Source organism: Pseudomonas chlororaphis subsp. piscium (assembly GCF_003850345.1).
GTDB classification, from domain to species: Bacteria; Pseudomonadota; Gammaproteobacteria; order Pseudomonadales; family Pseudomonadaceae; genus Aquipseudomonas; species Aquipseudomonas piscium.
In genome coordinates this window covers 5,557,464-5,580,694 of sequence record NZ_CP027707.1, presented here as the reverse complement: position 1 = coordinate 5,580,694, position 23,231 = coordinate 5,557,464, and the positions used below count along the sequence as shown (strand labels likewise).

At 64.5% G+C, this 23,231-nt stretch carries 21 protein-coding genes; 8 read left to right on the top strand and 13 right to left on the bottom strand.

The window, feature by feature from the left end:
- Positions 1-167 precede the first annotated feature (167 nt).
- From C4K38_RS25150 to C4K38_RS25140, 3 genes are all read right to left on the bottom strand, one after another.
- Positions 168-1,502, bottom strand: a complete 1,335-nt coding sequence (locus tag C4K38_RS25150; protein ID WP_053280638.1) for a sigma-54-dependent transcriptional regulator — start codon at positions 1,500-1,502, stop codon at positions 168-170.
- Entirely contained in the window at positions 1,496-3,262 is a 1,767-nt protein-coding gene (locus tag C4K38_RS25145) for a sensor histidine kinase (RefSeq protein WP_053280637.1), read from the bottom strand. Before C4K38_RS25145 ends, C4K38_RS25150 begins: the two co-directional genes overlap by 7 nt.
- Before the next feature lie 145 nt (positions 3,263-3,407).
- Positions 3,408-4,931, bottom strand: a complete 1,524-nt coding sequence (locus tag C4K38_RS25140) for a fumarate hydratase (protein ID WP_007931196.1) — start codon at positions 4,929-4,931, stop codon at positions 3,408-3,410.
- A gap of 356 nt (positions 4,932-5,287) precedes the next feature.
- Here C4K38_RS25140 and C4K38_RS25130 point away from each other — a divergent pair, with 356 nt between their 5' ends.
- Genes C4K38_RS25130 through C4K38_RS25120 form a run of 3 tightly spaced genes read left to right on the top strand, consistent with a single transcriptional unit; the run spans position 5,288 to position 8,104 of the window.
- On the top strand, positions 5,288-6,394 hold the full coding sequence (locus tag C4K38_RS25130) for a GGDEF domain-containing protein (RefSeq protein WP_053280928.1): 1,107 nt from the start codon (positions 5,288-5,290) through the stop codon (positions 6,392-6,394).
- Positions 6,387-7,325 (top strand): iron-sulfur-binding ferredoxin reductase, encoded by a 939-nt coding sequence (locus tag C4K38_RS25125; protein ID WP_053280636.1) that lies wholly within the window; start codon positions 6,387-6,389, stop codon positions 7,323-7,325. Before C4K38_RS25130 ends, C4K38_RS25125 begins: the two co-directional genes overlap by 8 nt.
- Before the next feature lie 29 nt (positions 7,326-7,354).
- Positions 7,355-8,104, top strand: a complete 750-nt coding sequence (locus C4K38_RS25120) for an enoyl-CoA hydratase-related protein (protein ID WP_053280635.1) — start codon at positions 7,355-7,357, stop codon at positions 8,102-8,104.
- 193 nt (positions 8,105-8,297) lie between these two features.
- Here the strand turns inward: C4K38_RS25120 and pyk are convergent, their stop codons facing one another.
- Positions 8,298-9,749 carry a pyruvate kinase gene (pyk, locus tag C4K38_RS25115; RefSeq protein ID WP_053280634.1) on the bottom strand — a complete coding sequence of 484 codons (1,452 nt, stop codon included), beginning with the start codon at positions 9,747-9,749 and terminating at the stop codon, positions 8,298-8,300.
- Positions 9,750-9,906: 157 nt separating this feature from the next.
- Between pyk and C4K38_RS25110 the strand changes: the two genes are divergently transcribed.
- Entirely contained in the window at positions 9,907-10,281 is a 375-nt protein-coding gene (locus C4K38_RS25110) for a hypothetical protein (protein ID WP_053280633.1), read from the top strand.
- A gap of 153 nt (positions 10,282-10,434) precedes the next feature.
- Positions 10,435-10,794, top strand: coding sequence for a PilZ domain-containing protein (locus tag C4K38_RS25105; RefSeq protein WP_025805939.1), 360 nt, complete (start codon positions 10,435-10,437; stop codon positions 10,792-10,794).
- A 3-nt stretch (positions 10,795-10,797) separates the two neighbouring features.
- Here C4K38_RS25105 and C4K38_RS25100 read toward each other — a convergent pair whose 3' ends face one another.
- The 6 genes from C4K38_RS25100 to C4K38_RS25075 are packed head-to-tail and all read right to left on the bottom strand — an operon-like array spanning position 10,798 to position 17,576.
- Complete coding sequence (locus tag C4K38_RS25100; protein ID WP_053280632.1) at positions 10,798-12,129, bottom strand: DUF58 domain-containing protein; 1,332 nt, start codon at positions 12,127-12,129, stop codon at positions 10,798-10,800.
- A gap of 43 nt (positions 12,130-12,172) precedes the next feature.
- On the bottom strand, positions 12,173-13,198 hold the full coding sequence (locus C4K38_RS25095; RefSeq protein WP_053280631.1) for an AAA family ATPase: 1,026 nt from the start codon (positions 13,196-13,198) through the stop codon (positions 12,173-12,175).
- Positions 13,195-14,358, bottom strand: coding sequence for a DUF4350 domain-containing protein (locus C4K38_RS25090; RefSeq protein ID WP_053280630.1), 1,164 nt, complete (start codon positions 14,356-14,358; stop codon positions 13,195-13,197). Before C4K38_RS25090 ends, C4K38_RS25095 begins: the two co-directional genes overlap by 4 nt.
- Complete coding sequence (locus C4K38_RS25085) at positions 14,355-15,893, bottom strand: DUF4129 domain-containing protein (protein WP_053280629.1); 1,539 nt, start codon at positions 15,891-15,893, stop codon at positions 14,355-14,357. The genes C4K38_RS25090 and C4K38_RS25085 overlap by 4 nt, the downstream gene beginning before the upstream one ends.
- The gene (locus C4K38_RS25080) at positions 15,880-16,857 is read right to left on the bottom strand and encodes a stage II sporulation protein M (protein WP_053280927.1); all 978 of its coding nucleotides are present in this window, start codon (positions 16,855-16,857) and stop codon (positions 15,880-15,882) included. Before C4K38_RS25080 ends, C4K38_RS25085 begins: the two co-directional genes overlap by 14 nt.
- On the bottom strand, positions 16,854-17,576 hold the full coding sequence (locus C4K38_RS25075) for an RDD family protein (RefSeq protein ID WP_053280628.1): 723 nt from the start codon (positions 17,574-17,576) through the stop codon (positions 16,854-16,856). Before C4K38_RS25075 ends, C4K38_RS25080 begins: the two co-directional genes overlap by 4 nt.
- Before the next feature lie 182 nt (positions 17,577-17,758).
- On the opposite strand from C4K38_RS25075, the gene sbcB reads away from it, so the two are divergent.
- On the top strand, positions 17,759-19,189 hold the full coding sequence (gene sbcB, locus C4K38_RS25070; protein WP_053280627.1) for an exodeoxyribonuclease I: 1,431 nt from the start codon (positions 17,759-17,761) through the stop codon (positions 19,187-19,189).
- Positions 19,190-19,293: 104 nt separating this feature from the next.
- On the opposite strand, the gene mvaT is transcribed toward sbcB, so the two are convergent.
- A complete protein-coding gene (gene mvaT / locus C4K38_RS25065; RefSeq protein WP_007931174.1) occupies positions 19,294-19,668 on the bottom strand; it encodes a histone-like nucleoid-structuring protein MvaT in 375 nt (124 codons plus the stop codon).
- Between the two features lie 338 nt (positions 19,669-20,006).
- Between mvaT and purU the strand changes: the two genes are divergently transcribed.
- Both purU and C4K38_RS25055 read left to right on the top strand, forming a co-directional pair.
- Positions 20,007-20,855 carry a formyltetrahydrofolate deformylase gene (gene purU, locus C4K38_RS25060; protein ID WP_053280626.1) on the top strand — a complete coding sequence of 283 codons (849 nt, stop codon included), beginning with the start codon at positions 20,007-20,009 and terminating at the stop codon, positions 20,853-20,855.
- Positions 20,856-20,933: 78 nt separating this feature from the next.
- Positions 20,934-21,116 (top strand): hypothetical protein, encoded by a 183-nt coding sequence (locus tag C4K38_RS25055; protein ID WP_016703378.1) that lies wholly within the window; start codon positions 20,934-20,936, stop codon positions 21,114-21,116.
- A gap of 63 nt (positions 21,117-21,179) precedes the next feature.
- Here the strand turns inward: C4K38_RS25055 and gpgD are convergent, their stop codons facing one another.
- The gene (gene gpgD, locus C4K38_RS25050; protein ID WP_053280625.1) at positions 21,180-21,956 is read right to left on the bottom strand and encodes an N-acetylglucosaminyl phosphatidylglycerol deacetylase; all 777 of its coding nucleotides are present in this window, start codon (positions 21,954-21,956) and stop codon (positions 21,180-21,182) included.
- A complete protein-coding gene (gene gpgS / locus C4K38_RS25045) occupies positions 21,949-23,070 on the bottom strand; it encodes an N-acetylglucosaminyl phosphatidylglycerol synthase (RefSeq protein WP_053280624.1) in 1,122 nt (373 codons plus the stop codon). Before gpgS ends, gpgD begins: the two co-directional genes overlap by 8 nt.
- Positions 23,071-23,231: the final 161 nt, after the last annotated feature.

Genomic DNA, 23,231 nt, shown 5'->3' with positions numbered 1-23,231 from the left:
GCGGAAATCCGCTCATTTCTTGGAGTGCGTGAGCGGAAATTTGCCGACTGAGCGGCGTTTGTGAGGATGCTATCGCGGGCAAGTCGGATCGCCGCCCGCTCGCTCCTACAGTCGGAGCGAGGCTTGCCCGCGATAGGGATGGCCCGGATAAAACATCTCCTCGGGCATCACTCCTCCCCGAGAAACATCTCCCGCGCCAACCCATGGCGCTGCATCTTTTCATTGAAGGTGCGGCGCGGCAGCTGCAGCTCATTGAGCACCGCCTTGATGTCGCCCTTGTGCCGGGTCAGCGCGGCCCGCAGGCATTGCGCCTCGAAGGCTTCCTGCTGCGCGGCCAGGGACTGGCCGGGGTCGATGCTTTCCGGCTCCGGCTCGCCCAGGCCGAGTACCTGGCGTTCGGCGACGTTGGCCAGCTCGCGCACGTTGCCCGGCCAGTCGTGGCTCAGCAGGCGGCTCAACTGCGCCCCGCTCAGGGGCGCGACGCCGCGGCCCAGGCGCTCGGCGGCGGCGTGGGCGAAATGTTCGTACAGCAGCGGGATGTCCTCGCGCCGATCCCGCAGCGGCGGCAGGCGCAGCTGTGCGACGTTCAGGCGGTAAGCCAGGTCCTCGCGAAAACGCCCGGCGCGGGCTTCGTCCAGCAGGTCCGGCTTGGTCGCGGCAATGATCCGCAGATCCACGGCAATGCTCTGGTTGGAACCCAGTCGCTCGAGCTTCTGTTCCTGCAGCACCCGCAGTAGCTTGACCTGCTGGGCCAGCGGCATGCTTTCGATCTCGTCGAGGAACAGGGTGCCGCCGTCAGCGTATTCCAGCTTGCCGATGCGCTTGCCCTGGGCGCCGGTAAAGGCACCGCTTTCATGGCCGAACAGTTCGGCTTCGAACAGTTGCTCGGGGATTGCCGCACAGTTCAGGGCGACAAAGGGCTTGTCGGCGCGCGGCCCGAAGTCGTGCAGGCAGCGGGCGACCAGTTCCTTGCCGCTGCCGGTCTCGCCGCGGATCAGCACGTTGACCGGCAGCGCGGCCAGGTCGACCACCTGCCGCCGCAGGGTCTGCAAGGCGCGGGACACGCCGAGCAGGGTGGAATCGATTTTCTCCCGGGTATCGGCCTGTTCGTGCAGGCGCCGGTTCTCCAGGACCAGGCCGCGTTTATCCAGGGCCCGGCGCAGGCTGCTCAGCAGGGTTTCCGGGCTGAAGGGTTTTTCCAGGAAGTCATAGGCGCCGTCGCGCATCGCTTCCACCGCCATCGGCACGTCGCCGTGGCCGGTCAGCAGGATCACCGGCAGGTCGGCGTCGCGCTGCTGCACCTGTTTGAGCAGCTCCAGGCCGCTGATGCCAGGCATGCGCACGTCGCTGAGGATCACCCCGGGGAAGTCCCTGGGCAGCCGGGCCAGGCAGTCCTCGGCGCGACTGAACAGCTGCACCTCGAAGCCCGACAGGCTCAGCCATTGTTCGACGGCGGTGCGAATACTGGCTTCGTCGTCGACCAGCATCACCGAATTCAACATGGGATATGCGCCTCCAGGTCGATGGGCAGGCTCAGGGTGAAGATCGCGCCCTGGCCTTGATTGCCGGCGCTCAGGCGCCCGCCCAGTTCGTGGACGATAGCGTAGGACACTGCCAGGCCCAGGCCCAGGCCGTCACCCACCGGCTTGGTGGTGAAGAACGGATCGAAGACGTTCGGCAGGTGTTCTTCGGCGATGCCGCCACCGCTGTCGATGACGCTCAGGCTCCACAGCTGCTGGTTGGCTTCGAGGCGGATTTCCAGTTGCTTGAGGGGCTTGTCGTGCATGGCGTCCAGGGCGTTGCGCAGCAGGTTGATCAGCACCTGCTCCAGGCGTATGGCATCGCCGCGCACCCAGGCCGGGCGCGTCAGTTGCAGGCGTATGTCGACCTGTTCGTCGCGCAGCCGGGTGTCCAGCAGTTGCAGGGCCTGATCCGCCACCGCCGCCAGGTCCAGGCGTTCGCGCAGGCCGCTGGGGCTCTTGCGGGCGAAGGTTTTCAGGTGGCCGGTGAGGCTGGCCATGCGGGTCAGCATATCGTCCAGCGGTTTCAGGGCCTGGTAGGCCTCGTCGACCCGCCCGTGATCGAGCAGCAGGCGCAGGGTGGCCAGTTGCATGCGCTGGGTGGTCAGCGGCTGGTTGATTTCGTGGGCCAGGGCCGCGGACATCTGCCCCAGGGCCGCCAGCTTGGCCGACTGCACCAGGCCGTCCTGGGCGGTGCGCAGGTCACGGGTACGCTCCTCGACCAGGCGTTCGAGCTCCTCGCGGCTGCGCTGGCGTAGCCTGGCCAGGCGCCAGCGCTGGTTGAGGAACAGCAGCAGGAATACCAGGGTCAGCCAGGCGCCGGCGGCGGCCAGGCCGGCATTGCGGCGGTCTTCGAAGGCGATCTGCGGGCGGCGCAGCAGATGCAGGGTCCAGCCTTCGGTGGCCAGGGGCAGGGACTCCCACAGGTAGTCGACGCTGCCGTCCGGACCCTCGACCCGGGTCAGCGTGCTGTCGTCGTCAAAGCGTCGCAGCGGCCGATGTTCGAGCGGGGTCAGCAGTTGTTTGTCGTATTGCCGGGTGGCCTTGAGTTCGGCGCGGTCGCTGTCCGACAACGGGCGCAACTGGCGATAACGCCAGCCCGGCTGGTTGGCGATGAACACGATGCCACGGGCATCGCTGACCAGCAGGGTGTCGCTGCCCTGGCTCCATTCGCGTTCCAGTTCGGGAAACTCCAGTTTCACCACCATGGCGCCGAGGAACTGTTCCTGCTCGTCCTTGACCGCGCTGGAGAGGAAATAACCGGGAATGCCGCTGGTGACGCCCACCGCATAGAAGCGTCCGCTGCCCTGGCTGCGGGTCTGGCTGAAGTAGGGGCGAAAGCCGTAGTTGTGCCCGACGTAGCTGCTGGGCAGGCGCCAGTTGCTGGCGGCCACCGCGAGGCCGGTGTGGTCCAGCAGTTCCAGGGTGGAGGAGCGGGCCGCGCCGTTGATCCGTTCCAGTTTGCGGTTCAGGGCGTCCTGCTGTTCCGGGCCGACCGGGCCCTTGAGCGCCGAACGCAGTTCCGGGTCCAGCGCCAGCACGGCGGGCAGGGCGCGGTAGCGCTCGATCAGGGTATGCAGGGAGTTGGCGTACAGCGCCAGTTGCTCGCTGGCGCGGGCGGCATCGTCCTCCAGCGCCTGACGTTCGGCATGGCGCATGGCGAAGGTCGCGCTGACCACGGCGCCGGCGAGAATCACCAGGGTATAGAAGGTCAAGCGCAGCGGGCGGGAGATCTGGACCATGAGTCAAGGGCAGGCTGAAAGGGGCAGGCAAGATAACATGCCTGTCCGAGGCTTCGTTGATCGTGGACAGCCCTGGCCCGGGCAGGCATGAAAAAGGCGGCGCTGCTCATCGAGCAACGCCGCCTTGGGTGACCGGTCGAAGCGCTTACTGCACTTCTACCGCCAGGCTTTCACTGATCTTTTTCTGCCAGATGGCGGGACCTGTGATGTGCACCGACTCGCCTTTGCTGTCGACCGCGACAGTGACCGGCATGTCTTTGACTTCGAACTCGTAGATCGCTTCCATGCCCAGTTCGGCAAAGGCCAGGACCTTGGACTTCTTGATCGCCTGGGCCACCAGGTAGGCAGCGCCGCCGACGGCCATCAGGTACACGGCCTTGCTGTCCTTGATCGCTTCGATCGCGGTCGGGCCGCGCTCGGACTTGCCGATCATGCCCAAGAGGCCAGTCTGCTCGAGGATCTGGCGGGTGAACTTGTCCATCCGCGTCGCGGTGGTCGGGCCAGCCGGGCCCACCACTTCGTCACCGACCGGATCGACCGGACCGACGTAGTAGATGAAGCGACCCTTGAGGTCCACCGGCAGGGTTTCGCCCTTGTTCAGCATCTCGACCATGCGCTTGTGCGCGGCGTCGCGACCGGTGAGCATCTTGCCGTTGAGCAGGACGGTTTCGCCCGGCTTCCAGCTCTGCACTTCTTCCGGGGTCAGGGTGTCGAGGTTGACGCGACGGGCCGACGGACCGGCTTCCCAGACGATTTCCGGGTAGGCGTCCAGAGGTGGCGCTTCCAGGGACGCAGGGCCCGAGCCGTCGAGCACGAAGTGCGCGTGACGGGTCGCGGCGCAGTTCGGGATCATGCACACCGGCAGGGAGGCGGCGTGGGTCGGGTAGTCCATGATCTTCACGTCGAGCACGGTGGTCAGGCCGCCCAGGCCCTGGGCGCCGATGCCCAGCTGGTTGACCTTCTCGAACAGCTCCAGGCGCATCTCTTCGATACGGTTCTGCGGGCCGCGGGCCTTCAGCTCGTGGATGTCGATGGATTCCATCAACACTTCCTTGGCCATCACCGCGGCTTTCTCGGCGGTGCCGCCGATGCCGATGCCGAGCATGCCCGGCGGGCACCAGCCGGCGCCCATGGTCGGAACGGTCTTCAGCACCCAGTCGACGATCGAGTCGGACGGGTTGAGCATGGCCATCTTCGACTTGTTCTCGGAGCCGCCGCCTTTGGCCGCCACGTCCACTTCCACGGTGTTGCCGGGAACGATGGAGTAGTGGATCACCGCCGGGGTGTTGTCCTTGGTGTTTTTACGAGCGCCCGCCGGGTCGGCGAGGATCGAGGCCCGCAGGACGTTTTCCGGCAGGTTGTAAGCGCGACGCACGCCTTCGTTGATCATGTCGTCCAGGCTCATGGTCGCGCCGTCCCAGCGCACGTCCATGCCCACGCGTACGAATACGGTGACGATACCGGTGTCCTGGCAGATCGGGCGGTGGCCGGTGGCACACATGCGCGAGTTGATCAGGATCTGCGCCATGGAGTCACGGGCCGCTGGCGATTCTTCGCGCAGGTAGGCTTCGTGCATCGCCTGGATGAAGTCCACGGGGTGGTAGTAGGAAATGAATTGCAGGGCGTCGGCAACGCTCTGAATCAGGTCGTCTTGCTTGATCACGGTCATGAGTCGCGCTCCTCTAAAAGACGGGAACATTTAATAAGGTGCTTGCAGCTTGGGTGCATCGGTCGGTTGCAAACACCTTCAAGGCACGCCGGACACACTGGCGCGACGCTAAAAAGGCGCGGCAGTATACCGCGCCTCGGGGCCAGGCACACGCGCCGGCAGTCAAACCAAAGTCGCATGCCCGGGACACGCCAGCCGGGATGCCGCCAGGCATGCGGTAGGCGCGGTCCGGGGCGGGATGGCGCTGGGCGGGGACAAAAATGGGATAGTTATTTTTTGGCGACACCACTAAAGTGGCAAGTGGCCTGTAGGGTAGGAAACTCTTTAAAGCCCCCTTTCGCATGGTGAGTCAACGATTGACCCATAACGCTATCCAGAGTCTTTTACTCAAGCGCTTCGTTCTTGCGGCGGGTACCTATGGACTGGCGTTACTGCTGCTCTGGCTGGCGATTTTCAGCGGCCACTATTCGGCGCCGCTGCGTTCGGCGCTGATCGATACCGGCCTGGTGGTGCTGAGCCAGGCGGTGCTGTTCTGGCTGTTCGTGTCCGGGCGCAACCTGCGCTTTCGCGACCCGAGCCTGACCGAGATCCAGATCCTCCTGGGCATCGGCTGGCAGACCTGGATGCTGGCCCACCTCGATACCGCGCGCGGCACCTTCCTGGTGTTCTATCTGCTGATGCTGTTGTTCGGCCTGTTCCACCTTCCTCGCCGGGCCTTCGTGCGTTGCGCCCTGTGCATTTTCATCGGCTTTGCCGGGATCACGCTGTGGGACGGCTACCACTTCCGCCTGGCCGATCCGATGCTTGCTGTGCTGCAGGTGTGTGTGCTGTTCGTGGTGCTGGCCTGGCTGTGCCTGTATGCCAGCTATGTGCAGGCTTCCCGGCAGCGCATGCGGCAACGGCGTTTCGCCTTGCAGGCCCACCAGGACACCTTGCGCGGCATGATGCGACAATTGGAAGACCTGGTCGCCACCGACGAACTGACCGGTCTGTACAATCGGCGGCATTTCCTGCGGCTGGCTTCGCGCGAACTGCACGCGATGAGCCTGGACCAGATGCATGGCCTGGCGCTGATCGACCTCGATCACTTCAAGCGGATCAACGACGTGCACGGCCATGCCGCCGGCGATCAGGTGCTGCAGGCGTTCGCCGCCGTGGCCAGCGCCTGCTTGCGCGATGGCGATGTATTGGCCCGCTACGGCGGCGAGGAGTTTGTCATGTTGTTGCCCGATTGCGATCCCGAACGCCTGACCTCCTGCTGCGAGCGTCTGCGCGTGGCCTTCATGGACGCCCAGTTGATCGGGGTCGAGGTACATGGCCTGAGCCTGTCCGTGGGGATGACCCTGGTGGAGCTGGGCGACGATCTGGACGACGCCCTGCAACGTGCCGACCAGGCGCTGTACCGGGCCAAGCGCGACGGGCGCAACCGCTGCGCCGCGGCCTGGGAAAATATCGATGCCTGAGCTGCGTGTCGGTGAACGGCAGTGGTCGGTGGCCGCCGGCAGCAATCTGCTGGATGCCTTGAATCAGGCCGGCGTGGCGGTGCCTTACAGCTGCCGCGCCGGCAGTTGTCACGCCTGCCTGGTGCACTGTGTCGAGGGTCTGCCCAGCGACAGTCGGCCCGATGCCTTGAGCGACGATCAGCGCCAGCGCGGCTGGCGGTTGGCCTGCCAGTGTCAGGTGGTGGAAGACCTGCGGGTCGAAACCTATGACCCGCTGCGCGATGGTGCGCCGGCCGAGGTGGTGGGTGTCGACTGGCTGTCGGCCACGGTGCTGCGCCTGCGTTTGCAGCCGGAGCGCAACCTGCGTTATCAGGCCGGCCAGCACCTGGTGCTGTGGACGGCTTCCGGTGTGGCGCGGCCGTATTCGCTGGCGAGTCTGCCCGGCGAAGACCGCTTTCTCGAGTTCCACCTCGATTGCCGCCAGCCCGGCGAGTTCAGCGACGCGGCGCGCCAGCTCAAGCCCGGCGATGGGCTGCGCCTGGGCGAACTGCGCGGCGGGGCGCTGCATTACGACCCGGACTGGCAAACCCGGCCATTGTGGCTGCTGGCGGCGGGCACCGGGCTGGCGCCGTTGTTCGGTATCCTGCGCGAGGCTCTGCGCCAGGATCATCAAGGCGCCATCCGCGTCATTCACCTGGCCCATGACGCCAGCGAACATTACCTGGCCAAGCCCCTGGCGGCGCTGGCGGCGAGCCGCGCCAACCTCAGTGTCGAGCTGCTGACCGCGACCGAGCTGCCAGCGGCTTTGGCACAACTGCGGCTTGTTTCGCGACAAACCCAGGCCTTACTCTGCGGGCACCCCGACAGCGTCGATGCTTTCGCCCGACGCTTGTACCTGGCGGGGCTGCCGCGCAATCAACTGCTGGCCGATGTATTCCTGCCCCGTGGTTGAGCGCTGATCCGTCCTGAGCGAGACCACCCATGACCGATACCATCCTGCTTGAACGCGAGGGCGGGCTGCTGACCCTGCGGCTGAACCGCCCGGACAAGAAAAATGCCCTGACCCGGGCCATGTACAGCCAACTGGCCGAAGGGCTGCGGCACGCCGACGCCGACCCTGAGGTCCGCGCGGTACTGATCAGCGGCAGCAGTGACTGCTTTACCGCCGGCAACGATATTGCCGACTTCCTCCAGCAGCCGCCCACCGGGCTCGACAGCCCGGTCTTTCAGTTCATGCTCAGCCTGTTCGAATGCCGCAAGCCGGTGGTCGCCGCGGTCGCGGGCCCGGCCGTGGGGATCGGCACCACCCTGCTGCTGCATTGCGATCTGGTGTACGTCAGCCGCGATGCCCGGTTGCGCATGCCGTTCGTCAATCTTGGTTTGTGCCCCGAATTCGGTTCCAGCCTGATCCTGCCGCGCCTGCTTGGGCAGGCCAAGGCCGCCGAGCTGTTGCTGCTGGGTGAAGGTTTCAGTGGCGAACAGGCGGCGCAGTGGGGCATTGCCAACCTGGCCTTGGCCGACGGAGCGGCGACCCTGGACAAGGCCCGGGAGATGGCGCTGCGTTTCGAGAAGCTGGCGCCGCAGGCGGTGCAGATCAGCAAGCAGCTGATGCGCACGCCCGATCGCGAGCAACTGCGCAAGGTGATCGAGGAGGAGGGCGCCCTGTTCACCCAGCGCCTGCATTCGCCGGAAGCGCTGGCTGCATTGTCGGGGTTTCTTGCCAAGAGCTGATCCCGGCCCTGTAGGAGCGAAGCTTGCTCGCGATCGCGGGCGGCGCGTTGTTTCTGGCGGATCGCGGTGTAGCTATCGCGGGCAGGTCGGATCGCCGCGCGCTCACTCCTACAGAGGCTCATAAAAAAGCCCCGCAGTTTTCACTGCGGGGCTTTTTTACTGCTGCGCCGGTTATGGACGCATCAGGGGGGACTCAGACCATCGGGTCGCCAACGTGCAGGATCTTCATGCCGTTGGTGCCGCCGGTGGTGTGGTAGCTGTCACCCTTGGTCAGGATCACCCAGTCGCCTTTCTGCACGACGCCGCGCTTGACCAGCTCGTCGATGGCCTTCTGGCTGACTTCGCTTGGCGGCAGGGATGCCGGGTCGAACGGGATGGTGTAGACGCCACGGAACATCGCGGTGCGGGCCTGGGCTTCGCGGTGCGGGGTGAACGCGTAGATCGGCACCGAGGAACGGATACGCGACATGATCAGCGGGGTGTAACCGCTTTCAGTCAAGGCGATGATCGCCTTCACGCCCGGGAAGTGGTTGGCGGTGTACATGGTGGCCAGGGCAATGCTTTCATCGCAACGCTCGAAGGTCTTGCCGATGCGGTGGCTGGAGGTCTTGCTGGTCGGGTGCTTTTCCGCGCCGATGCAGATGCGGTCCATGGCCTGCACCGCTTCGAGCGGGTAGGCGCCGGCGGCGGATTCGGCCGAGAGCATCACGGCGTCGGTGTAGTCGAGCACTGCGTTGGCCACGTCGGACACTTCGGCGCGGGTCGGCATCGGGTTCTGGATCATCGACTCCATCATCTGGGTCGCGACGATCACCGCCTTGTTGTGGCGACGGGCGTGCAGGATGATTTTCTTCTGGATGCCCACCAGCTCGGCGTCGCCGATTTCCACGCCCAGGTCACCACGGGCCACCATCACGGCGTCGGAAGCCTTGATCAGGCCGTCGAGGGTCTCGTCGTTGGCCACGGCTTCGGCGCGCTCGATCTTCGCCACCAGCCAGGCGGTGCCGCCGGCCTCGTCGCGCAGTTGGCGGGCGTATTCCATGTCCGCGGCGTCACGCGGGAAGGACACGGCCAGGTAGTCCAGGTCCATGGCCGCGGCCAGCTTGATGTCGGCCTTGTCTTTTTCGGTCAGGGCCGGGGCGGTCAGGCCACCGCCGCGACGGTTGATGCCCTTGTGGTCCGACAGCGGGCCGCCGATGGTCACGGTGCAATGCAGTTCGGTGTTGGTGGCGGTGTCGACGCGCATCACCACGCGACCGTCGTCGAGCAGCAGCTCGTCGCCCACGCCGCAGTCCTTGACCAGGTCCGGATAGTCGATGCCGACGATGTCCTGGGTACCTTCGGTCAGCGGGTGGCTGGTGGAGAAGGTGAACTTGTCACCGATCTTCAGCTCGATGCGCTTGTTGGCGAATTTGGCGATACGGATCTTCGGGCCTTGCAGGTCACCCAGCAGCGCGACGAAGCGGCCATGCTTGGCGGCCAGGTCACGCACCAGCTTGGCGCGAGCCTTGTGCTCGTCCGGGGTGCCGTGGGAGAAGTTCAGGCGGGCGACGTCCAGGCCAGCCAGAATCAGCTGTTCGAGAACTTCCGGCGAGTTACTGGCCGGGCCAAGGGTAGCGACGATTTTGGTACGACGGACGGACATGCAAAGACTCCTGAGTTCAAGCGCAACGAGAGGCTACTATGGTCCGCAGCTGTAGTCATTGTTCGTTTGCACTACTTATTCGTTTGTTTCTTTAAACGAACATTCCTGAAGATTTTCCAACGCGGGTCGATAACGTGCACAAGACAGGAGAACTCCCATGCGATTCGTGCTCATTGCTGCCCTGGCCGTCAGTGTTGTCGGCTGTACCCGCTGGTCGATGGACCATCATCTGAATACCGCCTACCGCGCCTATGACGCCGGCAACTGCGAACGGGTGATGCTGGAACTGAGCCAGGTCGACCGCACGAGTCGCTCGCGCCCTTATATCCAGCCCGAGGTGTCGATGCTGCGCGGACAGTGCCTGGAGCGGCAGAAGCTGTTCCTCGATGCCGTGCAGACCTATCAGTACATCATCACCGAGCACCCCAACAGCGAGTACGCCTACCGCGCCCGTGCGCGTCTGGAAACCCTGCAGCAACTGGGTCATTACCCTTCGCGCAATAGTGCTCAGGCGCGTCCGACTGCATTGTAATACTCGTCATCATTCTATTGATGGTCTCGCGTGAGCCTTGAACTAACATCTGTGAGCCTGTTTTAGAGTATCGTTTCTAAAATGGGCCGGCCGGGGGCCAGCAGTCCTCGGCGCGACGATGTGCAATGACCTTCTTAAATAGCGATGCATGACATGTTCACGGACCGGCGGATCGAGCGGCACCAGTTGCCGTGTTTTTTGAAAGTGTTCAATCGGCTGACCGATCGACCCATCGGTTACCTGGGCAACGTCTCCGAAGACGGCTTCATGTTGATCAGCCAGTTGCCGATGCTGATCGGCGCCGATTTCGAGTTGCGCCTGCAGGTTCCCGGCCGCGACGGCCAGCTGCAATCGATCGAGATCACCGCCTCCTGTCGCTGGTGCCATGAGGATGTCACGCCCCATCATTACGACACCGGCTTCGTGCTGCTGCGTTCGCCTCCCGAGTACCGCGAGCTGGTGACGGCCTTGCGCACCTACTTCAGTTTCTACCCGTTGCAGACCTCCGCCTGAGCGTTACAGCGTCCCGGCCTTTTTCCAACTGAGGTAACGGGTCACCAGTTCCGACCCCAGTTCACCCGGCCGCACATCGAGCAGGGCAACGCCCTGGGCGCTCAGGCGTTCATGCAGGTCGGTACGGGCATTCAGGTAATTGATCGTGCCGCAGTAGGCCAGGGCGTCCGGCAGATTGTGCACCGGCGCCTGGCGCAGATGATCGAGGACTTCCTCGCGCAGGCTGGCCACCAGCACCCGATGCTGGCGCCCGAGGCGCTTGACCGCGGTCAGCAGTTCCTCGTCGTCCTCATCCCGCAGGTTGGTCACCAGCACCACCAGGGCCCGGCGTTTCTGCCGAGCCAGCAGCTCGCTGGCGGCGGCCTGGAAGTCGGCGCAGCGCTGGCTGCTGTCCAGGTCGTAGACAGTGTTGAGCAAGGCACTCAACTGGCCCGCGCCCTTGACCGGCGCCAGGTAACGGCGGCGTTCGCCGGCAAAGGTGCTCAGGCCCACCGCGTCGCCCTGGCGCAAGGCGACATAGCTGAGCAGCAGGCAGGCGTTGAGCGCATGGTCGAAATGCGCCAGTTCCCCGTCCTGGCTGCGCATGCGTCGACCGCAGTCGAGCATGAAGACGATCTGCTGGTCGCGTTCGTCCTGGTACTCGCGGGCAATCGGCGTGCGTTGCCGGGCGGTGGCTTTCCAGTCGATCTGGCGCAGGCTGTCGCCCTCGCGAAACTCGCGCAGCTGATTGAATTCCAGGCCCAGGCCGCGACGGGGCTGTTGCCGTACGCCGATCTGGTTCAGCCAGTTGTCGACGGCCAGCAGCCGGGCGCCGTAGAGGCGGGCGAAATCCGGGTAGACGCGCGTGCTGTCGTTGAGCTTCAGCAACCGCCGCGTCGACCACAGGCCCAGCGGGCTGGGCAAGCTGACCTCGCAGCGCTCGAAGTTGAAATGGCCACGCTTGAGCGGCCGCACCCGATAACCCAGCTCCTGTGACTGGCCCGGCTCCAGCAGCAGCGACTGCGGCAGGTACTCGAAGCCCAGGCCGTCCGGCACATGATCGAACAGCTCCAGGGTCAGCGGCTGGGCAAAGTCGTGGCGAACTTCTAGGCGCACTTCGCTCCAGCGGCCCAGGGGCAGGCTGCCAGGCAACTGGCGTTGGAGCTGGGGCGAAGGCAGGCGCCTGAGCCGGAAGGCGTCCAGCATGGCCAGCAGCAACAGGGCCAGGAGCAGGCCCCAGGCAATCGCTTGCAGGCTGGCCGCGACCGCCAGGCCGTAGGCGCGCGCGGCGCCGAGCAGCACGTCCAGCGCCAGCAAGACGCCAAGCCAGGTCAGAAACAGACGTGAGGGTTTCATCGCTTTGGCGGGCTCGCAGTCACGAAGCTCATAATCACAAAGCTCATAGTCGCGGTGCCGGTACTTGATCGAGCAGTTGCTTGAGCACCTGCTCCACCGACAGGCCTTCGATATCCAGCTCCGGGGCGATCCGCACGCGATGGCGCAGTACCGCCAGGGCGCAGCCCTTGATGTCGTCCGGAATAACGAACTCGCCGCCCCGCAACAAGGCCCTGGCCCGCGCCCCGCGTACCAGGGCGATCGACGCCCGCGGTCCGGCGCCGAGGGTCAGGCCCGGCCAGCTGCGGGTGGCCCGGGCCAGCCGCACGGCGTAGTCGAGGACTTGCTCGTCCAGCGGCAGGTCGCTGGCGATCCGCTGCAGGGCCAGCACGTCCTTGGCCTGCAGCAGGGTGCGCAGCGGCTGTACGTCGAGCATGTCGGCCCGGGGCGAGCGGGTGACCTGGCGGACCATGTTCAATTCCTGGTCGCTGTCCGGGTAATCCATGCGCAGTTTGAGCATGAAACGGTCAAGCTCGGCTTCCGGCAGCGGGTAGGTGCCTTCCTGTTCGATCGGGTTCTGCGTGGCCAGGACCATGAAGGGCTGGACGATGGGCAGCGCCCGGCCTTCGAGGGTGACCTGGCGCTCCTGCATGGCTTCGAGCAGGGCGGCCTGGGTCTTGGCCGGTGCGCGATTGATCTCGTCGGCCAGCAGCAGGTTGGTGAACAAGGGGCCTTTGCGCAGCTTGAACTGCTCGGTCTGCAGGTCGTAGACCGCATGGCCGGTGACGTCGCTGGGCATCAGGTCCGGGGTGAACTGAATGCGTGCGAACTCGCCGCCAAAGCAACGGGCCAGGGCGCGCACCAGCAAGGTCTTGCCCAGCCCGGGCACGCCTTCGAGCAGCACGTGGCCGCCGGCGATCAGGGCGGTGAGCACGTCGTCGATCACCGCGTCCTGGCCGATCACCGCCTTTTGCAGTTCATGGCGCAGGGCCTGGGCCAACTGGCTGGCGCGCTGGCGTTGCTGGACGGCATGCGCTTGCGCATGACCGGGCTCGGTGGCGGGAAGCGGTTCGGCGGGAAGGTCGCTCATAGGGCATTCCTGAGAGTTTGCAGGTGGGTGACCAGGCGGCTGAAGTCGGCGCTGGAAAGGCGTTGTTTCGGCTGGGGAGCCAAGGCCTGGCTGATGACGCTGTCCGGTTGCCGGGTAAGGCGGGCCAGGACCTGCCCTTGTTCGGCGGCGGTGAGTCGTTCGAAACCGGGATGCCGATGCTGGGCGCGGCGCAGGATGTCCTGGCGCAGGGCATGCAGCAGCCCTTGCTGACCGGTACGGCGCAGCAGGAAGTGGGCGCTGGCTTGCAGGTGCTCGCGCAACTGGCGCCGGGCTTTGGGCGTCGGTGCCTGCATCGGTCCGTGGCGAACCCCGACATGCCACAGCCACAGGCCGAGCAGTGCGGCGAGGGCGACCAGCGCCTGAGGGAAATACTTCAGCAGCAGGCTCCAGAGGCTGTCGTGATCGGTGTCGAACAGCAGGGTGACGTCGCTGTCGGCGCTCAGGTACCAGAGCAGCCAGGCGTTGTCGTACTTGGCGATCAACGGGGTCTTCCAGATCTCGGCGTCGGTGAGCACGGTAACCGAACCCTTGCCGTAGCTCAGTTGCATCATGTGGGTCGCCCGGGCACTGTTGGCCCAGGACTGGGCGAGGTTGTCCGGGTCTTCCAGGTGGAAGTCGGTGTCGAAACCGATGTAGGCCGGGGCGTCTTCATCTTCCAGGTAGAGCTTGGTCAGTTTCGGGTAGGGCTCTTTGCCGGCGTCGGGCGGCGGGGCCTTCAGGTCCTTGCTGAGAAACTGGCGCAGGTGCAGGCGATCGAGCAGCAGGTCGCCACTGCGTCCGGCCTCTTTGTTCCACAACGCTTCGGCGACGAACAGCAGGCGCCCGCCGGCCCTGGCCCAGTCCAGCAGTTGCTCGACCTGCTGCGGCGTCATGTTCGAGCGCTCGCCCAGCAGCAACAGGCTGTGCTGTTCCGGCTTGAGGGTTGGCAGCACCTCCAGGCCGTTGGCGTGGTGAACCTGCAGGCCGCGCTGGCGTAGGAACATTTCCGCCGCCAGGTAAGGGTTGGCGCGGGCTTGCGGGGAAGGGCCGTGATCGATGGTTTCCTGATAGGGCCTGGCGTTGAGGTAGAGGTACAGCAGCAAGCCGCCCAGCAAGCCGGCGACCAATAGCGCGAGCAGCGGCAGCAGGCGCCGGTTCACCGTGGCGCTCCCGGGCCGAACAGGGTCCGCCAGCCATCGCACAGTTCCTGCTTCAGTTGAGCGGGAGGCAGGCGATGACCGTAGGCCAGGTTCTGCCAGTGCTGGGTCAGGCTGCTGCTGAACGCCTGGAGCTGGGGCAACTGCAAAGCCTTGATCTGCTCGAGGACCTGGCCCTCGGTGTCCGCTGGTTTCAGCGGCAGGCGGAAGTCATGCAGGAGCCGGCTCAGCAGCGCGCGGTACAACAACCCGAGGGCCTCCCGAGGCTGCTGTGGCCAGAGCGCTTCGGCAGCGGCGGCGACATCCTCGGGCAAGGCGTCGGGGCTGAGGTCCAGGCCGAACAACTGTTGCGGAGCGGTTCGCGCGGGGACCTTGCCCGACCGCGGTCGGCGGCCGACAAAGGCCCGCAACCACTCACGATGACGCCACACCAGCAAGGCCAGCGCCCCCAGTAGCAGGGCCCAGAGCAAGATCTCCAGGGCTTTGGCCGCGGTGCCGAAGACACTGCTGTCGAGCAGATCGGTCAGGGCCTTGAGCCAGCCCGGCAGTTCAGATTCTTCAGCGCTTTTCGGGCTGTCTTCGTCGAACCGGTAACGGGTCAGGGTCTGCGGGTTCTTGAAGGGCGGCTGGTCGAGGATCTGGTTGATGCTGTCTTTCGCGGCCTGGCTGGTCAGCGGCTGATCCAGCAGGCGCGGGCTGTCGGGCGTGGCGAGCGGTTCGGCGGCCCAGGCCTCGGGTGCCAGGGGCAGCAGGCTCAGGCCGCCCAGGACCAGCAGCAGGGCGACGCCGCTCAAGCGCTGCCGCAGGCGGCGCAGCACCAGTTCGATATCCCAGGCCTCCAGCAGTGTGCGGCGATTGAGGTAAAGGCTGAAGCCGCAGGCTACGTACACCGGCTCCCAGATAATCAGGATCAGGGCATAAAAGGCGTTGGTCAGGTGTTCGAGCCAGAGCCAGTCCTGCTGGGCGGCGGCGATCAGGGTCTGCCAGTCCCAGTCCAGCTCGATCTGCTGTGGCAGCAGCAGATAGAACAGCGCCAGCAGACCGACCCACAAGATGCCTTCCAGGTGCACGCCGATCAGAGTCAACCAGTGCGCGGCCCCGGCATTACGCTGTAGCAACACGTGCACCCGCTGCTGGCGCGCCTCGCCGCTCAGGCCTTCGAGCTGCACCACGGGCATGATGAAGCTGCGGCTCAGGCTCAGGCGGCGCCAGGTCAGGCTGGCCAGCAGTTGTGGCTTGAGCAGCCGTGGCCATTGGCGCAGGGCCTGGCGCAAGGTCGGGGTTTCGCCGAACAGGGCCTTGGCGAGGATGTACAGCGGCAGCCGTTCGAAGGCCGGCTTGAGCCACCAGAACAGCAGCAGGGCGAGGGTGGGCGAGTCCCAGAGCAGCAGGCTGAGCAGGGCGAACACCGGCAGGGTGATCAGCGCCCAGCTGGTCATCAGCAGGCGCCGGTGGCGCTGGCTCAGCAATACGCCCAGGTCCATGGCTTCCCAGGTCGTGCGGGGGCGAATCACCACGCTGGCTTCACTCAGGCGCATGACGGCGTCCAGCGAATATCAGGTAGGCCAGGACCAGCAGCCAGCAGGTGCCGCCGACCAGGTATTTGATCCAGGCCGCGGGCCAGGTCAGGGAGGACCAATAGGCTTCGATGAACGCGGCGATCAGCAGAAACAGGATGACCCCGCAGATCAACTGCACACTGGTGCGCGCGGCCAGCAGCAAGGCTTCGCCGCGGGGCAGGCGCCCGGGGGCGATCAGCGCCCAGCCCATTTTCAGCCCCGCCGCGCCGGCCAGGGCGATGGCGCTGAGCTCGAAGGCACTGTGGCCGACGACGAACGACCAGAAGGTGGCGCCATAGCCGATCTGAGTCAGGTGGCCGGCTACCGCGCCGATGGTCAGGCCGTTGAAAAACAGGAAGAACAGGCTGCCCAGGCCAAACAGCAGGCCGCTGGCAAAGGTCTGAAAGGCGATGCCGATGTTGTTCATGATGTAGTAGCCGAACATCATCCAGTCTTCGCCGGCGGCGCGGTTGGCGAGCCGGCCCAGGCGGCTGGCGTTCGGCTCGTAGAGGCGTTGCATCTCGGCCACCTGTTGCGGGCTGATCACGCTGTAGATCAGCTCGGGCACCAGGTACACCAGCAGGCCGATGCCCAGCAGGCTGCCAAAGAACACCAGGCTGGCGGCCAGGACGAAGCGCCATTGCTCGCGCACGAGCTGCGGGAAACCGGCCAGGATGAAGCCCAGGACCCGGGCGCCCAGCGGGCTGCGTTGGCGATAGAGCTGCTGATGGCCGCGCAGCGCCAGTTGCTGCAACGGATCGACCAGGAAGCTGCTGTAGCCGCGCTCCTGGGCCAGGGCCAGGTGCTGGCACAGGCGCCGGTAATCCTCGGGGAAACGGACGCAGGTCTCGGGCGTCGCCTGGCCGCGCTCCAGTTGCTCGAGCTGTTCGCGCAGGCGCTGCCACAAGGCTTGATGACGGCTTTCGAACAGGCTCTGTTTCATGTCGGCCCCAGCAGCCCGCAGGCGATGCCATTGAGTTCGGCAGTGGCCTGCGTGGGCGTTACATGCAGGGGCTCGGCGAGCAGGGCGGCCAGTTCCTGGACCCGCTGCGCGGACAGTTGCTCCTGGCGTTCGGCGAAGCTGAGGATGGCCCGTTGTTCGGCCAGGCTCAGGGCGAAGGCGGCGGTTTTAGCGGGTACTGCCGGCAAGGTCGGACGGGCCACCGGCTGCTCGCGGTAGATCACCAGCGTGCCGGCGGCCAGGTCGCCGAGGCGCTTGAAGGTCGGGTGTTGCAGGCAACTGATGGCGCCGAGGCAATAACCGAACGGCAGCATGTCGACAAAACGCAGCAGGTTGCGGGTCAGGGAAGGGCCCCAGCCGATGGGCGTGCCATCGTCCTGCACGACCCGCAGGCCCATCAGTTGCTTGCCTGGCGAGCAGCCCTGGTTCAGCACCTCGAACAGCACCATGTACCACCAGCTGACCAGAAACAGCAGGATCGAGCCCAGGCCCATGCCGAGCTGCCCGAGAAATCCCAGGACAATAAACAGTACGCCGAGGATCAGGCCACGAAAGCCCAGGTCGATGGCAAAGGCCAGGGCGCGCGGCATCAGCCCCGCTGGCCGCAGCGGCAGGTCGATGCCTTCTGGCGTTTCGACCTGGTAGCGGGTGTCCAGTGGCGGGGGCAATGCTTTCCCTGGCAGTGCTGTCGTCTCGAGCATAGGCAACTTGAGGCTGGCCTGGTGGCGATGGATGACCGCCTGATGCTAGCAGTGTCGGAGGGGCGAACGACATCATTAACTGTCCTGCGTGACGTGCGCCGTTACCCTTGAATCGCAAGAAGGCTGGCCGCAGCCGGTGCCAAGCGCCTAGACTTCGCCGGTCTTTTGCTCAGGAACAGCCCGTGACTTCCATCTTCTGGTACGACTACGAAACCACCGGCATCAACCCGCGCTGCGATCGGCCGTTGCAGGTGGCAGGGATTCGCACCGACTTCGAACTCAACGAGATCGGCGAGCCGGTCAATCTCTATTGTCAGCCCAGCGACGACATCCTGCCCCATCCGGCGGCCTGCATGATCACCGGCATTACCCCGGGCCGGCTGGCCGAGCAGGGGTTGAGCGAAGCCGATTTCATGACCCGGGTGCATGCCCAGCTAGCGGCGCCGGGCACCTGTAGCGCCGGCTACAACACCCTGCGCTTCGACGACGAGATGACCCGCTACAGCCTGTACCGGAACTTCTTCGACCCTTACGCCCGCGAGTGGCAAGGCGGCAACAGCCGCTGGGACCTGATCGATGTGGTGCGCACCGCCTATGCCCTGCGCCCGGAAGGCATTGTCTGGCCACGGGACGAGGAAGGGCGGGTGACCCTGAAGCTGGAGCGCCTGACGGCGGCCAATGGCATCGATCACGGGCATGCCCACGAAGCGCTGTCCGATGTGCGCGCCACTATTGCCTTGGCCAAGTTGATTCGCGACAAGCAGCCGAAGTTGTATGAATGGCTGTTCCAGTTGCGCAGCAAGCAAAAGGTCATGGACCAGGTCCGCCTGCTGCAACCGCTGGTGCATATTTCCGGGCGCTTTTCCGCGGCGCGCAGTTATGTCGGCGTGGTCCTGCCGCTGGCCTGGCACCCGCGCAATCGCAATGCCCTGATTGTCTGCGACCTGCACCTGGACCCACAGGGATTGCTCGACCTGGACGCCGAGGCGTTGCGCCAGCGTTTGTATACCCGCCGCGAAGAGCTGGCCGAAGGCGAGTTGCCGGTGCCGTTGAAGCTGATTCATATCAATCGCTGCCCGGTCGTCGCGCCGCTGAATGTATTGCGTGGCGAAGACCAGCAGCGTTTGCAACTGGACATGGCGGAATATAAGGCCCGGGCGCTGCGGCTAAGTGACGCACAAGAAGTTTGGCGGGATAAACTTGCGGCAATTTATGCCAGCGAGGATTTCGCTCCCAGCCTCGATCCCGAGCAGCAGTTGTACGACGGTTTTATCGGCGATCGCGACCGACGCTTGTGCGAACAAGTGCGCAATGCCGAACCGGTTCATTTAGGGCAAGAGCAATGGCCGTTCGATGATGAACGTTTGCCGGAATTATTATTTCGTTATCGCGCCCGTAACTTTCCTGACACCTTGAACGGGGAGGAGCAAGAACGCTGGAAAACATTCTGTCAGCAGCGCCTGTGCGACCCGCAGTGGGGAGCGCCCAATACCCTGGAAAGTTTCAACCAGGCGGCTGCCGAACTACTGGCGAGTGCTACATCGGTTCAGCGTCAGGTGCTGGATGAGTGGCAGGATTACAGCCGGTCGCTGGCGCTGCGTTTCGGGCTTTGATTGTTCGGCTTAGAACATTTTGGGCGTTTGCCGGAAATAAAAAAACGCCAGCAAGCTGGCGTTTTTTCATAAGGTCGCAAATCCCTCTGTGACGGGCGTAGGGCTTAACCCAGCAGGGTTGCCCAGCCTTCGACCACATCGCCGCCCCACTTGGCTTTCCACTCTTTCAGAGTCTTGTGGTTGCCACCCTTGGTTTCGATGACTTCGCCGTTGTGCGGGTTCTTGTATTGTTTGACCTTGCGCGCGCGCTTGGTGCCGGTAGTTTTGGCGGCAACACGTGGCGCCTTAACTTTCGAGTCCGGATCCAGCAGCGCGATGATGTCGCGCAGGGACTTGGAGTATTCACCCATCAGGGCGCGCAGTTTGCCTTCGAATTCCAGCTCGGCTTGCAGTTTGTCGTCTTGCGACAGGTTCTTCAAACGGGCTTGCAGCTCTTTGATAGCTTCTTCTGTGGCGCGGTATTCGTTGATCAGGGACATGAGAATTGCCTTATGTTGAGTGCTGAGTGGCAGGTGACAGTGGCGTAATAATAGTCAGGCAGTTTGCCCAAGTAAACAATAAAGCCGTCTTTTATTTAATTTGATTAGAGTGTTTAGCAAAGAAGCTGAGTGATGAGTTAAATGTTGTGAACGAGTCCGCAGGAATATTCCCCAAAGAGTTATAGGACTATTTCCAAGTGTGACTGATTTCCCGCTCGCATCGGGCATGAGCCCTACGGGCGGCTCAGAGGAATCGGATTCCGACATCACGAATACTGCAGTTTTGTCGCGCAATCGCTAGAATGGCGGCCTTTGCGAAGTTCTGGAGTTTCCCCCTCATGCGCACTTTTCGGTTGGTGATTTCTTGCCCGGACCGCGTTGGCATCGTTGCCAAAGTCAGTAACTTTCTGGCGTCCCACAACGGCTGGATCACCGAAGCCAGTCACCACTCGGATGACCTGAGCGGCTGGTTCTTCATGCGTCACGAAATACGTGCCGACTCTTTGCCGTTCGGCCTTGAAGCCTTCCGTGAAGCCTTTGCGCCGATTGCCGAAGAGTTCTCGATGGACTGGCGCATCACCGATACCGCGCAGAAGAAACGCGTGGTGTTGATGGCCAGTCGCGAGTCCCATTGCCTGGCGGACCTGTTGCACCGCTGGCACAGCGACGAACTCGACTGCGAAATTTCCTGTGTGATTTCCAACCATGACGACTTGCGCAGCATGGTCGAGTGGCATGGCATTCCTTATTACCATGTGCCGGTCAATCCGCAGGACAAGGAACCGGCGTTCGCCGAGGTCTCGCGCCTGGTCAAGCAGCACGATGCCGAAGTGGTGGTACTGGCGCGCTACATGCAGATCCTGCCGCCACAGCTGTGCAGCGAATACGCGCACAAGGTGATCAACATCCACCACAGCTTCCTGCCGTCCTTTGTCGGCGCCAAGCCTTACCACCAGGCTTCCCTGCGTGGCGTGAAGCTGATCGGCGCGACCTGCCACTACGTGACCGAAGAGCTGGACGCCGGCCCGATCATCGAGCAGGACGTGGTCCGTGTCAGTCACAGCGACAGCATCGAAGACATGGTGCGTTTCGGCCGTGACGTCGAGAAGATGGTCCTGGCCCGCGGCCTGCGCTACCACCTGGAAGACCGCGTGTTGGTGCACGGCAACAAGACTGTAGTGTTCTGATCAAGAGTGCTCTGATCGAATCCGCCGGGCCTGGGCATTCAAGCTTCAGGCCCGGCGATTTTTCATGGGGATCGGCCGATGAGTGATCCACTGGATAAAGCCACATCCAAGGCACCCGCCACCCTCGGTGAGGGCTGCCTGAGCCGCTACGATCCCGACGACATGAGCGCCGAGGACGGTACCGAGTTTCCCGGTGCCGCAGAATTGTGGCAGCAGTTGCAGCAGGATGCTCCGGATACAGACCCGCCTAAGCCTGCTTGAGCTTCATCGGGTGCGCAGCAAGGAGCGCCCGACCATCAAGGAATACCGACCCGATCGTCCGGCTCATGGGGCACTGCGCGCCCTCGGCGGCTGGGTGTCCAGCCAATCGGCCTTAGTCAGCGGTATGCGTCCTTGCTCCAGCAGGCGTTCGAGGATGTCCAGCCAGTACTGGCGCGAGTCGGGGTAACGCATGTCCACCGGGTGCAGGCCGAGGCGAATGACCGGTGCCTGTCGCCAGCGTCGTTCGCGTTGGGCGTTGACAAGCCGGGAGACTTGTCGGCGCCAGGCGCTGCGGGCGCTCCACACCAGACCGGGGGCGGCGATCGGCGAGAAGTCCGGCAGCCGGTACAGATGCTGTGGGCCGCTGGTGTAGCGCAGGGGCAGTTGGCGCAGGGCCTGGCGGGTGCCCGGGCTCATCAGCCAGGCGGGGGCGACGAATCCCTGCACGGGCCAGTTATAGCGCTGGAACACTTCCAGGCCGGCATGCAGGCGTGCCAGGGCAGCATTTTCCGAGAGGCTGTGGAACTCGCCCTCACGGGTGTACAGGCGGCGCATGAACCAGTCGTACGGGGTGCTCGGTGGCGGCTGGTCGTCGCAATGGAAGCAACCATGCAGCACCAGTTCGTCGCCCCGTTCCAGGCGCGCGCTGAGCAGCCGGCGAAAACCGGGATGGGCATCGAGCGGGTTGTGCCGGTGAAAATCCGGTACCACCAGCCAGGTCATCGGTACGTTGCCCATGGCGTCGACCGCTTCGACGAAGGCTTGGTAGTCGATCCAGGTTTGTGGCGCGACATCGTGCAAGACCAGCAGCACGCTGGGCACGCCGGCGGACTCAACCATGGGCCAGCATCGGCTGCTGGGTGCCGAGCACGGCGCGATAGTGCTGCAGCAGGCTGGCGACCACCCTATCCCAGGCGTAGTAGCGCTCGACATGGCGGCGCGCCCGTCGGCCTCGCTCGGCGCAGCCTTGGGCGAACAGCTCTTGCACGGCATTGGCCATCGCCAGCGGATTGTTCGGCGCACAGAGCAAGCCACCTTCCGCGGTGACGATTTCCCGAAAGGCCCCGGCGGCCACCGCGACCACGGGAATGCCGCTGGCCATGGCTTCCAGGATCACCAGGCCAAAGGTTTCCTGGTCCCCGGCATGCACCAGGGCATCGGCGCTGGCCATCAGGCGGGCGACCTGAGGGGCCGGGCAGAACTGGTCGATCACCGTGACGTTCTCCGGTACCGCGGTCGGCATGGCCGAGCCCACCAGCAGCAGGTGGTAGCGCTTGCCCAGGCGTTGCATGCAATTGAGCAGCACCGGCAGGTTCTTTTCCTTGGAGCCGCGACCGGCAAAGATCAGCAGACGGCAGTCTTCGGCAATCCCCAGTGCGGCGCGCAGGCCGGGGTCGCGATGACTCGGGTGGAAGGTCTGCAGGTCCACGCCCAACGGTTGCACATAGACGTTGCGCACGCCCAGGCCGATCAGTTTGTCGGCCATCACCTGGCTGGGGGCCAGAACCCGGTCGAAATTGCCGTACAGCTTGCGCACGTAGGCCTCGACATTCGGGGTGAACCAGGGGCCCATGCGGTTGCTGACCAGCAGCGGCAGGTCCGAGTGATAAAAGCCGATCACCGGTACATCCAACTGGCGCCGGGCATCCAGGGCCGCCCAGGCGGTGAGGTAGGGGTCGCCGACTTCGATCAGGTCCGGTTGCAGGTCCTGCAGGACATTGCGCCAGGGCCCCAGGCGCAGGGGAAAACGGTAGCCCTTGCCAAAGGGCAGGGCGGGAGCGGGGACTTTATAGATGCCGTCGCGTTCGCTGAAGTGGGCCCCGGGGATCAGCAAGCTGTGGCGGATTCCTGGTTGGCGTCCCAGGCGACGGTGCTTGGCGTCCAGATAAGTGCGCACGCCACCGCTGGCAGGGGCGTAGAACATGGTTATGTCAGCGATATGCACGATGATCATCCCTCCGATCCGCTGCTCTCCTTAGGGTTGACCCTTATCAAGGATAGATGTTCGGTCGGGCTGCCGTGGCGCTTGGCGAAGTGTCTGGATGAACGGTTTGCTGCGGATGCAGGAGCGATTGTCGCCAGTCCGGTGCCTGGATTTTGCCCAGGCACCGGGTG